Raw genomic sequence first — 12942 nt, forward strand, 5'->3', positions numbered from 1 at the left:
TATGGACGTAGTAACAATAGGAGAAACCATGGTTCTCCTAACTCCAGGGTCTGTTGGTCCATTGCGGTATGTAACCAAGTTTGAAAAAACAATCGGTGGTGCGGAATCCAATGTAGCTATTGCGCTAGCCAGATTAGGTCATGCGGCAGGCTGGGTCAGCAGATTGGGTGATGACGAGTTCGGTTTATACGTTCGCAATTTTATCCGGGGAGAAGGCGTCGATACCTCCCGGGTTGTATTCGATGAAAAGTATCCAACAGCTGTCTTTTTCAAAGAGCGGCAGGCAAACAATGAACCAAAAGTCTACTATTATCGCAACGGCTCGGCAGCAAGCCAACTGAGTGCCGACGATTTGGACGAGAACTATATAGCTGGGGCCAAGTTTTTACACCTTACCGGGATTACCGCAGCGCTCAGCTCTTCCTGCAGAGCGATGATGGAGCGGGCGATTGAGATTGCGAGGGCGAACCAGCTCACTGTCGTGTTTGATCCGAATATTCGTTTAAAGCTATGGTCCAAAGAAGAGGCGCGCGAAGCATTAATGGATATTGCCAGCAGATGCGACATCGTTATGCCAGGGATCGAAGAGGGAGAAATCATGACCGGGGAAACCGAGCCAGAGAAAATATCGGCACGTCTATTGGAGAATGGAGCCAAGGTAGTGGTGCTGAAGCTCGGAGAAAAAGGGGCGTTTTATGCGACGCAGGAATCGGCTGAGTACGTACCGGGATATCCTGTGCACGAGATTGTGGACCCGATTGGCGCGGGAGATGGTTTTGCAGCGGGTTTCCTGTCTGGACTGCTTCGTGGCTGGTCGCTATCAAAGGCGGTCATGCTCGGAAATCGTGTAGGTGCATTTGCCCTTTCTGTGGTAGGAGATGTGGAGGGATATCCGTTTTGGAATCGGATTGCACCCCATGATGAGAGAAAAGAAGTGCTGCGCTAAAGGGACCTATAGGAGAGGGGGAGCTATCATGCTGCCTAAAGTCATGCTTTTGAAAAGGTTGGTTGAGAGTGGTGTTATTGCTGTTGTCAGAAGGATTCCAGAGGAGCAGGTAGAACAGGTTGCCGACAGCCTCGTCGAAGGCGGGATTACAGCCCTGGAAATTACCGTTGATTCACAAGGGGCGTTCCAAACGATTGCGAAGCTGTCTGCCAAGTATAAAGGCCGCGCCATTGTCGGAGCGGGTACGGTTGTTGACAAAGTAACAGCTGGTCTGGCAATTCAAAGCGGGGCTGATTTCCTGTTTAGTCCCAGTCTGCATGAGGATGTGATTCAGACCGCACTTCGGTATGGGAAAATCGCTGTTCCCGGAGTGATGACACCGACTGAAATGATTACCGCGATAGAAGCTGGTGCCGATCTGGTCAAAATCTTTCCAGCAGCAGGTCTGGGAGTTCAGTATATAAAGGATGTCAAAGCTCCCTTCCCTCATATTCCGATCATTCCAACAGGCGGTGTTAACCTGGACAATGTCGCTTCATTCATCCAGGCCGGGGTAGCTGCAGTCGGCATCGGAGGAAATCTGTTTGACCGCGAGACACTCGAAACCGCCAACTATGCTCGGATTACGCACAATGCAAGACAGTATGTGGCAGCGATTCAGGAAGCACGCCAAACCTATGCCTACAAATAAAGCAAACGACTGGCAGACCAAGCACCCGCAACGAATTGCTTACCAATCCTAGCGGGTACTTTTTCTACATATGAAAAAAAGGAGAGAAAAAGCAGATGGCAGTCAATCCAATCAAAAGCAAATTAAAAGAAGGAAAATGTGTGTATGGTAGCTGGATCAGAATTCCCTCCCCGATCATAGTAGAGGCACTGGGGAATGTCGGATTTGATTTTTTGCATGTCGATATGGAGCATAGCTCGATTGACCTGCAAATGCTTGATTACATGGTTTTGGCGGGATATCGCCACAACATTCCACTCGCTGTCAGGACTGCTACGCAAAATCCAGCGGACCTGTACCGAATCATGGATATTGGCTATTCATCCTTTGTGTTGCCGCGAATCGAAAGCGCTGAGCAGTGTGCACATCTGTTAAAAGGAGCACGTTACACCCCAGCTGGAACGAGAGGACTCGGTGGTGCGGTGCGCACAAACGGCTGGGGCGAGATGCCTTTGGAGCAGCATTTGGCTGAGGCAGAGGACGATACCCTCATGATCATTCAGATTGAATCTGAGGAAGGCCTGAAAAACCTGGACGCTATTCTTGATGTTCCGGGCATCGATGTCGTCTATATTGGTCCACTGGATTTATCGCAGGCACTGGGCTATCCAGGGCAAATTGATCATCCGGTCGTAGCAGATACGATTGCCTCACTGATCAAGACGATACGTGCTAAAGGTATCGCTGTAGGTATTCACGCTGCAACGACCCTGCAGGCACAGACTTGGGCCGAAGCCGGAATCCAATATTTCACTGTGGCGCTGGATGTCTCATTGCTTCAATCTGCAGCGCGTACCCTGGTGGGACAATTGAAAAACACGCAGTAATCTTCGAGGAGGATCTGGCGCTCATGAAGTCTTTGGTGGATAAATCCTTGTTTCTAGGACTGGATAGCTGCACCTGGCTATACAGTGGAGCTGAGACGCCTACCTTGCGCGGAAGTCTGGATGCGGTCAACGAATATTTGCATATGAGAAGCAAGGGACCGCTCGGCAGAGAAAAAAACACCCTCGTCGAAGCAGTCTGCAAGCAAAACGTGGCAAGGCTGCTCCATGGCAGAGCAGACGATATCGCCTTGATCTCGAATACTTCAGAAGCGATTGGCATTATTGCTGGCTCAATCCCGTTTCGTCAGGGAGACAACATCATAATCAATACGCTGGAATTCCCTTCTGGTGTCTTGCCGTGGTTAGGCTTGCAGCAAAAGGGGGTGGAAGTAAGGGTCGTCGGGCATACGAATTGGCAGGTTTCTATCGAAGATATCCTCGCTCAGGTAGACAATCGAACCAGACTTGTGATGACCAGCCATGTCAGCTACATGTCTGGCAGCAGAATGGATTATCGGAGATTGTATCAGTCGCTGAAGAAGACGGATGCCTTGCTTTTGCTCGATGTCACCCAGTCTATGGGAGTCGTTCCTGTCTATCTTGAGGATACCGATTTCATCGTCTGCAGCTCCTATAAATGGCTGCTCTCTATCCATGGCGCAGGAATTCTCGCTGTGAATCAGAGTGATCGGGTCCGTGATCTCGTTTTCCGTACGCCGGGTTGGCGAAGCATCCAGGAGCAATTCGGTTCGAATCGCTTTGAAACGTATACGCTGCACGAGGATGCCCGGCGGTACGAACGGGGCTTTCCGAGCTATGCGTCACTGTATACCCTCGCTTACAGCACGGGCTTTTTAGCAGACGTAGGAATTGAAAACGTGGAGCAGCATGTACTGCGTCTGGGGGATGAATTAATCGAGCAGGTGCGCACACGAGGCTATGAGGTGATGACACCTGACGAGCCGTCCCAACGCGCAGGAAATATATCCATTGTATGCGACCAAGGCAGTATGGTAGCAGGGCGCTTGCAGCAGCAGGACGTCTACGTATGGGGTGGGGATGGGAGAGTGCGTGCTTCCATCCACCTGTTTAACGACAGCGCAGATGTGGAGAAATTCATAGAGCTACTCCCCGATCCTTCAAGCTTCAAGTAAAACGAAATGGCTATCCATGCTCGTTCAGTCGGTTGAATTTGACTGGTCACGGCATTGGATAGCCATTTGCTATTGGTCACATGAGATATATGCCCCCGATTATGGTGTAGCCGTCCCGTTTTCTTTGCGTAAGAAAACGACAGGTAAACTGATGAGGACAATCGCGATCAGTATACATAAAACAGGATAGCCAACCTCTTCTGCCAGTTTGCCGAAAAAAGGAACCAAGACTGCCAGAATGATCGTTTTCAGCATAGACGAATAAGAAAGCAGCGTACTGCGTGAATCTCCCGAGATTCGTTGATTCGTCATATTGATCAAGACAGGCTCGATGATGGAATAAAGAAAGCTGGTGAGAACCATACAGATGATCCCTGATAAATCAGGCAGGATCGGAAGCATGAGGATACTCAGAGCCATCAAGACAGTGAATGTACTGACGGTTGCTGCTTCTCCCAATCGCTTCTCCATGTGATAGGAGACGATGGAGCCAAGTATACTCATGCCTTGGATCAATATAAATACTAGACCGAGCCATTCGATCGCCATGCCTTTTTCGTGCAGGAAGGGAGAGACGAATAAAAACGTAAAGCAGAAGGCGGGAACAGCCAGGATAGCCGAATACAGCAATACATCGCGCAAGCTCTTTGCCCTCCATACCTTATATGAGGTATTTAGGAAGAAGCGGATGAGAGACTGGTTCTTTTTTGCCTCTGCTTCCTTTGTTTGCTGCGGTTCCTTGATGAAAAAGGCAACACAGCCAGCACCAAAGGAGAGAACTCCACAAACAATAAACGGAAGCCCGAGCGAGTAGGTAGCTAACCAACCGCCTATAATTCCTGCAAGCGCTGAGGCAATGCGCATGATGGCTAGTTGATAGCTCACCACTTTGGAAAAGAAATTTCCCAAACCTCGCTCTTGCAAATAATCATAGAGGAGTGCCTGGTCAGCACCAGAAAGAAAGCTCCCGCCAACACTCCATACGATTTGCAGAAAACAAATAATCGGGAACCAGTCCGTGTATGCGTAGAGCACCATAGCAGGAGCCATGACAAAGGCTCCCACCATGAGGGCACGATTGCGACCAAAGCGATCCGCTACGATTCCAGCAGGAACCTCAGCCAAAGCGGCAGCAACCCAGCCGATTCCCTCCACGATTCCAATTGTGGCCAGACTCAGGCCTCGTTCTTGCTGTAAATACAGAACATAGATGGGCATCCACAAATGAAACTTGGTGAAAAAGGAATAGATGAACAGCAAAATAACGGTTGAATCTCGCCAAGCATGATTTTTCATTCAGGAAAGCCTCATCCGACATAGTAGTCGTAGACTGACACGACCTTGAATCCGATAGATTGATAGAGTGACAAGGCATTTTGATTATCGACAGCGACCTCCAGGCTAATTCCCTCGTGCTCTCGTTGATTCAGGATTTCCACTGTCTGCGAAAGAATTTTTCTCCCGAGCCCTTTTCCTTGGAGTCCTTTTTTGACGCAAAAACCCGAGATGAATAACGCGCCATCCTCTTCGCTGACGGTAATCATCCCGACAGGCTCAGACTCATACAGAGCCAGATACGTTTGAAAGTCAGGCTCAGACAGATTGCGTGTAACCAGTGCAGTCATGAGCTCGGCTGAGTCTCCAAAGCCACTGACGCCAATCTCAACGAGTGTATGAAAATCATTGTTCGTGGCTGGGCGAAGCAGAAGACGATCATCGGTTGCCACCGGAGTTACAGGCGCCCTAGCAGTGTAATCCAGCTTGTATTCAGAGAAGTGGTACGTAGCGCCTACTCCTTCTGCAAAAGCACCCGCTTCCTTAGACTCTCGATTGCTAACGAGTAGTATTTGCGTGACCCCGCGCTTTTCGCATTCTGTTTTTGCTTGTGTGAAAAGCGTGCGGAAGATACCCTTTCTCCGATAAGCTGGATGAACCATACCACTGATCTCTACTTCTTTTGGGCTGACAATCGCATACATCCCGAGGAATCCTACGAGCGTACCGTCCTGAAAATAAAGGAAATCATTCGTTTGCTCAGGGGAACGGCTTTGCAGCATCGACACATTCAAATTGATGGACAAATCAAAGCCGTCGTGTGCCTCGCATACTTTTGCCAAATGGATAATTTGCTGCAGCCACTCTTCTGAAAGCCCTTTTGCTGCTACTAAACCTGTGTTGTTCATTGTACTCATCGTATCAACCTCCAAATGATAGTGAGAAATGGAAAAAGCCGTGGAGCTGTCAATCCCCACGGCACAGAAAGAAAAAAGCCGTAGGGATAGTCCATCCCCACGGCGGCTCGCTTAAACAAACCTGGTTTCACGACACCAAGCCTTGGACGCGTACAGCGCTGCAACAAAAAAACACGGGTTATCCCCGTGTTGTAGGCACAGCTAGGAGAACCTGCTAGATAAACTAGGAGGCTTTCACGTACGCCAGATGGGGATTTAGAATATGAGTGCATGCGGAAATAAAGCTCACGTATGTCGTTGTCATATTCCCCACCTCCAAGATTGTTGAAAAATCAATTACTCTCTAACACTATATGCGATATGTAAATTCATTACAATCCATTTTTTGCGCCTGCACGATTCATCCTCCTCCGATAGCATATGACCAGGCAGGAATCCATCTGTGTGAACGAGTATTTAATATCAATCAATTATTGAGCAAAAGGAGAGTACCCATGAATCCGATCCGTTATGAGCGCAGACAGTATACGACGGGGAACACGCCTATTGAAAAGCTGGACAGACTATCCAAGGCTTTGGGAGGACCAACCATTTCGATCAAACGTGACGACCTTTTGGGACTTACAGCAGGAGGAAACAAGACGCGGAAGCTGGAGTATCTGGTAGCGGATGCGATCAAGCAAGGTGCTGATACACTGATCACGTGTGGGGCAGTTCAGTCAAATCACTGCCGGTTGACGCTGGCTGCTGCGGTACGTGAAGGCTTGGCGTGTCAGCTCGTTTTGACCGAGCCCGAGACCGGCTACAATCCCCTCGCTAGCGGCAATCATTTGCTGTTCCATTTGCTTGGCGCCGAAAAAATCAAAGTGATTCCATCCGATGGCGATATGCTGGCAGCAATGGAAGAGCTGGCGCAAGCGTTGAAAAAGGAAGGCAGAAAAGCATATGTAATTCCAGTTGGCGGTTCCAATGAAGTGGGGTCACTCGGCTATATGGCATGTGCCGAGGAAATCGAGCAGCAGACGTGGGAGACAGGAACTCCTTTTGATTACGTCGTGACGGCGACAGGAAGCGCCGGGACGCAAGCGGGTCTGATTGCAGGATTCATGGCGAGACAGTCAAATACAAAGGTAATCGGGGTCAACGTAAGCCGTGACAGGGCGACACAGGAAGCCAAGGTGCTTGAGCTGCTCCATGCTACGGCGGAAACAGTCGGGCTGACAGGAGAGATTCTACCGTCTGCCATTCGCTGTGAAGACCAGTATGTCGGACCAGGCTACGCACTTCCTACGGATGAAATGATTGAAGCCGTACAGCTGCTCGCTCGCACGGAAGGAATCCTGCTCGATCCCGTCTATACAGGTAAAGCGATGGCAGGCTTGATCGGTATGATTCGCCAAGGACAGTTTACAAAAGAGGATCACGTCCTGTTCCTGCATACAGGGGGCTCACCTGCCTTGTATACGGCACCACATTTGTTCTTGTCTGAGAACAAATAGAATAATTTCTTAACCGGATAGCATGAAAGGAAGAGTCAGATTGGTCTGTCTCTTCCTTTTTTTCAAGCGACACACTAAAAATTCATCTATGCTTGCACGAGCAAAAACTGGTTGACCCTAGACCAGGTTGAAAATATGTCCATCGTCACATAAACGATAGCTACTTGGCAGAGGATAGCGCGATTTCGAAAGAATCCAGGATTTCTAGAAAATGCGATGCCTCTCTAAAGACATGGTCTGCAAGCAGTGGAGGGATGATGCTTTTGATTCGGCAAGCTTCAATAAGATCGCGAGCTGTTTTCTTAAAATCGCGCAACTGCCGGACCGAAACACGATTTTGATCGACAAACTGATCGAGCAGTGGCTGCGTTTGGGATTGGGGTCTCATCGAGTCAAGATCTTGAGCCTGGAATAAAAGCTGATCAAAGTCATGACTAAAATCTCGTGCCTGCTCAACGAGCTTTCTTTCTGATGGATCAAGTAAATGGTTAATAAATTTTGCGTGGTCAGCCATAATGCGCAGGAAGAATACGTTCTCATTAATCACAGCATCCGGTAGTGGATCGAGGGTACCCGTATTCAGCTGCGTCAGCCGTTTCCTGAAATAGGCTGCTTCCCTGCTCACATGATCCACTAGCAAGGGGAAGTTGTTGCCAAGAATTTTACACCGAATGATGAGGCCAAGTACATGTCGCTTAAATGCCCAAATATGACTAACTGCATTGGAAACGACCTGGTTAAACTCGTAGATCTGCTGTGGGTCGGTATCAGAAGTGAAGGCAAGTGCGCGGTTCTCGATGTCTTCGAAAATGCTGTAAAAACGATCGGCTTCGTTTATCAATTTCGTATCGTCACAATTAAATCCTAATTTTAGAAATAACGAATGCTCCTTCATGATACGAGACCAAAATCGTATCTCCTCTAATGATCTGTCAACAAATACATCTGTCATGACGTACCCCCAAATACATTCTTTGCTTCGATCATCCCACCTCCGAGAACAGCAATCGTTACTGATTTTACGGCTGGATGAACTCGATCTATTTCTATGCATTTACCCATCTTTATGTGTAAATGTTGGTTAACGAATTCCTAACGCTCCTTTACAGGCTGGACAACTGGCGGCCATGCTGGTGAAGACGTCAATGTGTATGCGTTTGGTCCAGGTAAAGAAAAGCTTTCTGGCCTAATTGATAACACGAAAAACGCAGATGTCATTTTTGAGAATTTGGGTGGAAGCAAAGGCAAAAAATAAGGGCAATGTGTGAGGCTGGCGTGATGGTGCGCCAGCTTTTTTGTTTTCTCTCCTGACGTATCTAGCAATGCCGACGGGTGGATTTATGTCAGTGCTTGTGTATACAATGTTCGTATCACTAGACGCAGAGGTTGGATAGACAATGTTTAAAATTGGAGTGGTTGGCCCAAAGAAATCGGTAGAGAGAATTCTTGCGGTGGCAAAGGAATTTGATCAAGGAATGAACTTTATTCCATACCCATACACAGAGACAAAAGAGACAGAAAAAATTGTACGGGAAAATGACCAGTATGTAGATCACTGGCTTTTTTCCGGACCGATTCCGTACATGGTTGCCAAAAATGCCATGGGTACAGACAAGCGGATGGAGTATATTTACGCTACGGAATCGAGCATTTACAAAGGCTTTTTGGAAATGGTCTACAGCCAGCGCAAGCTCATCGATCGTGTCAGTATCGATATGCTGCTGTCAACGACCTACATGGAGGATTCGCTGCGGACGATCAACATTTCGGTTAGTAATTTGTACATGAAGACGTTTGACGCGTCGATCGACCCCAATGAGCTGCTAGATTTTCATATGGAGCTTTGGAACGAGAAAAAGACAGATGGAGCCATGACTTGTTATCCGACCGTCTATCAGGCACTGGTAGAGGCCGGGATTCCAGCCTATTGGATCTCACCTAGTGAAATGGAGATCCACCAAACGGTGAGAGTCTTTGTGGAAAAGGTCAGAACCTCGTACTTTAAAGACACGCAGATCGGCATCGAGATGATCGAGGTAGAGCAATTTGACCGGATTAAAGAAGGGGCAAAGACGCCTTATCATTGGCAGTATCTCGAGCTGCGGATCAAGGAAGCGCTGATCAAGCTGTGCGAGCAATTGGATGGGTCCCTTCTGGAGCAAGGAAATGGCAGGTACGTCATCTTCAGCTCGCGTGGAACGATCGAGCGCGAAATTCCGATTTTACAAGAGACAATAGCGTATTTGGCGAAGGAAGCCGATACGACCGTTGCAGTAGGAATCGGGTTTGGCGAGACGGCGTTTGCAGCAGAAATGAATGCACACCGTGCTTTGCGCCAGTCCAAAGAAAAAGCGACGAGAGATATCGTCATGGTTCAGGATGACGGCACCATCGTCGAATGGGTAGGGCAGGAGGAAGAGCTGGTCTACTCCTATCGGGCCGATGATTCGGAGATTCTGGAAAAGCTGAAAAAGGGAAACATTAGCGTCAAGACGTACAAAAAGCTGGACGCCTTGCTGCAAAAAATGGGTTGGGTAGATTTTACAACGAAGGATTTGGCAAAGTACCTTCAGATGAGTGAGCGAAATGCGCAAAGAATCGTAGCGGATTTGTGTGCGGTAGAGCTGGCGGAGTGCTCGGGTGAGGAGTCCCAAGCGACACGTGGCAGACCTAGCAAGCTGTATAGACTGTTGTAGGCATCCTATATGGGGTGCTTTTTTTCTGCAAAAAAACGTCCCGAACACACAAAAAAATAGATTGATAATAGTCTCAAAATTTCGTACAGTATTAATTGCGACATGTCGTTAATTATGCGGTAAATAAAAAGTAGGTAATCTGCTTGTCGCTTTTTTGGCGGAGATTAGCATGAAGTTGGATGAATGCGCTTTCGTCAAAAATTAAGAGAAAAGCATGGAAAGCAACCAGAAGGAGGTATCCACAGTTATGGTATCAGCGCGCACGAGAAACTGGATTTTGGCTTTACTCTTTTTAGGCTGGGCATTAGGAAACCTGGACCGCTATGTGATGAACTACGCCGTACTCGCGATCACGGAAGACTTGCAGCTTAGCGCTTCATCCACGGGACTATTGCTCAGCAGCTTTTTCGCAGGCTATGCGCTCATGCAAATGCCAGGGGGCTGGCTGGCAGACCGATTCGGCTCACGAAAAGTACTTATTGCATCCGTTGTCATGTGGTCTATTTTTACAGCGTTAACCGGAGCGGCGTGGTCACTGGCTTCTATGGTAATCATTCGCTTCCTGTTCGGAATTGGTGAAGGCGGATTCCAGCCAGCGAGCTCGAAAATCATTGCGCAAGCGTATCCACGGGAAGAGCGCTCACGAGCAATGTCTGTCATGCTCTCCTCTGGTGCAATCGTGGGACTGTTCGTTCCGATTTTGTCCGCTGCTCTGATCAACACCATTGGCTGGCGCACCATGTTCGTCATTATTGGGGCGATCGGGGCTGTGATTGCGGTTTTGTACTGGCGCTATATCAAGCTGCCAAAGGAAGAAGAAGCCGCCTCAAACTCCGAAGCAGCTTCCACGTCCAACGAAAAGAAGAGCTCTGTTGCCTTGCTGTTTAAAACGCCATTATTGTGGAATCTCTTAATCGCCTATTTCAGTATTTACGCAGTGAACTGGGGGCTGGCTACTTGGCTACCAACCTACCTCGTCAAGGTGCGTGGTCTGGATCTTGTGTCTCTGGGCTGGCTGCAAATGATCCCGGGTATCGCAACGTTAGTCGGAGTGTATGCGAGCGGCTACGTGCTGGACAAGCTGCCACAGGGACGAGAAAAAACAATGGGCAGCCTCGCCTGCGTTTTGGTAGCGATCCTGCTGTATCTGATGTTTAACGCTTCCAGTGTAGCGATGTTCATTACGTATCAAACGATCGTGACTCTGTTCATTTCCTTTGTCATCATTCTCTTGCCCTCTGTTGTCCTGAAAAACCTGCCTGCTTCGGTGACAGGTACAGGCATGGGCATTGTAAATACAGGCGGACAGCTCGCCGGCTTCATCACACCGTTGGCGATTGGCTTTATCGTTGATGCATTCAATGGTTCGTTTGCTGCAGCGTTTTGGATGCTGATTGTATTTGCAGTCATTTGCATTGCGGCACTTCTGACGATGAACTATGAAAAAGGTGAGCTACTTAGAAAGGAGCGTACAGCATGAACAAGCAAGAAATCATTTCACAATTAATCGAGCAAAAACGGGATACGTTTATTACTGTTAGCGATAAAATTTGGGAAACACCGGAGATTTACTTTGAAGAGCATCAGTCCGCAGGGTATTTGTGTCAGGCGCTGGAGGCAGAAGGCTTTCAGGTGGAAAAGGGGATTGCAGGACTGGAAACTGGGTTTGTCGCCAGCTTTGGCACGGGTAAGCCAATAGTTGCGATTTTGGGAGAGTACGATGCCTTGACCGGATTGAGCCAGAAAAAAGGCATGGTTACGAACGATCCGATCATTTCCGGGGGACACGGACATGGCTGCGGGCATAATTTGCTCGGTGCTGGGGCATTGGCAGCAGCCGTTGCGATCAAGGATTATATGCATCAAACAGGACTTAAAGGGACAGTGAAATATTTTGGCTGTCCCGCAGAAGAAGCCGGCTCTGGAAAAGCGTATTTGGCACGTGCAGGCTTGTTTGAAGACGTTGATTTTGCACTCTCGTGGCATCCTGCGACGACGCCAGGCATCATGAATATCAGCTCGCTCGCCAACTACTCCGTTCGCTTCCAGTTCCATGGAAAAAGCGCTCACGCTGCAGCGGCTCCACATCTCGGACGAAGCGCACTGGATGCCGTCGAGCTGATGAACGTCGGGGTCAACTACATGCGGGAGCACATGATTTCCGAAGCGCGTATCCATTATGCGATTACCAATACGGGCGGAATCTCGCCAAACGTTGTGCAGCCATATGCAGAGGTCGTTTACTTGATTCGTGCACCGAAAAAGCAGCAAGTGAAGGAGCTGTATGAAAGAGTATACGACATTGCCAGAGGAGCAGCCCTGATGACGGGCACCACGATGGAAACGGTCTTTGAAGGAACCGCGTCCAACCTCGTGCCAAACACAGTACTCGCCAAGGTGATGCACAAAAATCTGGTGGCAGTAGGTGTTCCTGCGTATGACGAGGAGGATCAGCATTTTGCGAAAAAGATTCAGGAGTCGCTGTCAGCAGAAGACCTGCGTGCCGCACTTGCCGGGGTCGACAAGGAAACGGCAAAGCAGCTAAAAGACAAGGCGATAGCCGATATCATCGGGCCGCTTCCAGCGTATGAGTTTACACTGTCTGGCTCAACAGATGTCGGAGACGTAAGCTGGGTCGTACCGACGATGCAGTGCATGACGACATGCTGGGCGCTCGGAACCCCTTTCCATACGTGGCAGGTCGTATCGCAAGGTGCGATGCCGATTGCTCACAAAGGGATGCTGCAAGCTGGAAAAGTGATGGCTTCTACCGCGATTGAGGCGATGGAAAATCCGGAGATAATCGAACAGGCAAAAGCGGAGTGGCAGGAGCGCCTGGAAGGGGAAGCATACACTTCCTTGATTCCAGACGACATACATCCACCGAAAAAGGCATAG

At 48.9% G+C, this 12942-nt stretch carries 11 protein-coding genes and 1 pseudogene; 9 read left to right on the forward strand and 3 right to left on the reverse strand.

Annotated elements, in window-relative coordinates:
• The first annotated feature begins 1 nt into the window (after position 1).
• The 4 genes from C3B52_RS02150 to C3B52_RS02165 all read left to right on the forward strand — a co-directional run bounded on the left by C3B52_RS02150 (position 2) and on the right by C3B52_RS02165 (position 3657).
• The gene (locus C3B52_RS02150; protein ID WP_103104437.1) at positions 2-946 is read left to right on the forward strand and encodes a sugar kinase; all 945 of its coding nucleotides are present in this window, start codon (positions 2-4) and stop codon (positions 944-946) included.
• A gap of 28 nt (positions 947-974) precedes the next feature.
• The gene (locus C3B52_RS02155; protein WP_103104438.1) at positions 975-1637 is read left to right on the forward strand and encodes a bifunctional 4-hydroxy-2-oxoglutarate aldolase/2-dehydro-3-deoxy-phosphogluconate aldolase; all 663 of its coding nucleotides are present in this window, start codon (positions 975-977) and stop codon (positions 1635-1637) included.
• Between the two features lie 95 nt (positions 1638-1732).
• Entirely contained in the window at positions 1733-2503 is a 771-nt protein-coding gene (locus C3B52_RS02160; RefSeq protein WP_103104439.1) for an HpcH/HpaI aldolase family protein, read from the forward strand.
• Between the two features lie 23 nt (positions 2504-2526).
• On the forward strand, positions 2527-3657 hold the full coding sequence (locus C3B52_RS02165) for an aminotransferase class V-fold PLP-dependent enzyme (protein ID WP_103104440.1): 1131 nt from the start codon (positions 2527-2529) through the stop codon (positions 3655-3657).
• 99 nt (positions 3658-3756) lie between these two features.
• Here the strand turns inward: C3B52_RS02165 and C3B52_RS02170 are convergent, their stop codons facing one another.
• Both C3B52_RS02170 and C3B52_RS02175 read right to left on the reverse strand, forming a co-directional pair.
• Positions 3757-4953: an MFS transporter gene (locus tag C3B52_RS02170; protein WP_103104441.1), complete on the reverse strand. Its 1197-nt coding sequence runs from the start codon at positions 4951-4953 to the stop codon at positions 3757-3759.
• 11 nt (positions 4954-4964) lie between these two features.
• Entirely contained in the window at positions 4965-5849 is an 885-nt protein-coding gene (locus C3B52_RS02175) for a GNAT family N-acetyltransferase (RefSeq protein WP_103104442.1), read from the reverse strand.
• A 494-nt stretch (positions 5850-6343) separates the two neighbouring features.
• Here C3B52_RS02175 and C3B52_RS02180 point away from each other — a divergent pair, with 494 nt between their 5' ends.
• Positions 6344-7348 (forward strand): D-cysteine desulfhydrase, encoded by a 1005-nt coding sequence (locus C3B52_RS02180; protein WP_103104443.1) that lies wholly within the window; start codon positions 6344-6346, stop codon positions 7346-7348.
• A 160-nt stretch (positions 7349-7508) separates the two neighbouring features.
• Here C3B52_RS02180 and C3B52_RS02185 read toward each other — a convergent pair whose 3' ends face one another.
• The gene (locus C3B52_RS02185; protein WP_103104444.1) at positions 7509-8300 is read right to left on the reverse strand and encodes a DUF2935 domain-containing protein; all 792 of its coding nucleotides are present in this window, start codon (positions 8298-8300) and stop codon (positions 7509-7511) included.
• Positions 8301-8444: 144 nt separating this feature from the next.
• Between C3B52_RS02185 and C3B52_RS02190 the strand changes: the two are divergent.
• The 4 genes and pseudogenes from C3B52_RS02190 to C3B52_RS02205 all read left to right on the forward strand — a co-directional run.
• A pseudogene (locus C3B52_RS02190) lies at positions 8445-8603 on the forward strand (alkaline phosphatase); the annotation flags it as partial.
• A 142-nt stretch (positions 8604-8745) separates the two neighbouring features.
• Complete coding sequence (locus tag C3B52_RS02195; protein WP_103104445.1) at positions 8746-10044, forward strand: hypothetical protein; 1299 nt, start codon at positions 8746-8748, stop codon at positions 10042-10044.
• A gap of 247 nt (positions 10045-10291) precedes the next feature.
• A complete protein-coding gene (locus C3B52_RS02200) occupies positions 10292-11524 on the forward strand; it encodes an MFS transporter (RefSeq protein ID WP_103104446.1) in 1233 nt (410 codons plus the stop codon).
• A complete protein-coding gene (locus C3B52_RS02205) occupies positions 11521-12942 on the forward strand; it encodes a M20 family metallopeptidase (protein ID WP_103104447.1) in 1422 nt (473 codons plus the stop codon). The genes C3B52_RS02200 and C3B52_RS02205 overlap by 4 nt, the downstream gene beginning before the upstream one ends.

It is taken from the genome of Brevibacillus reuszeri, assembly GCF_002897295.1.
GTDB classification, from domain to species: domain Bacteria; phylum Bacillota; class Bacilli; order Brevibacillales; family Brevibacillaceae; genus Brevibacillus; species Brevibacillus reuszeri_A.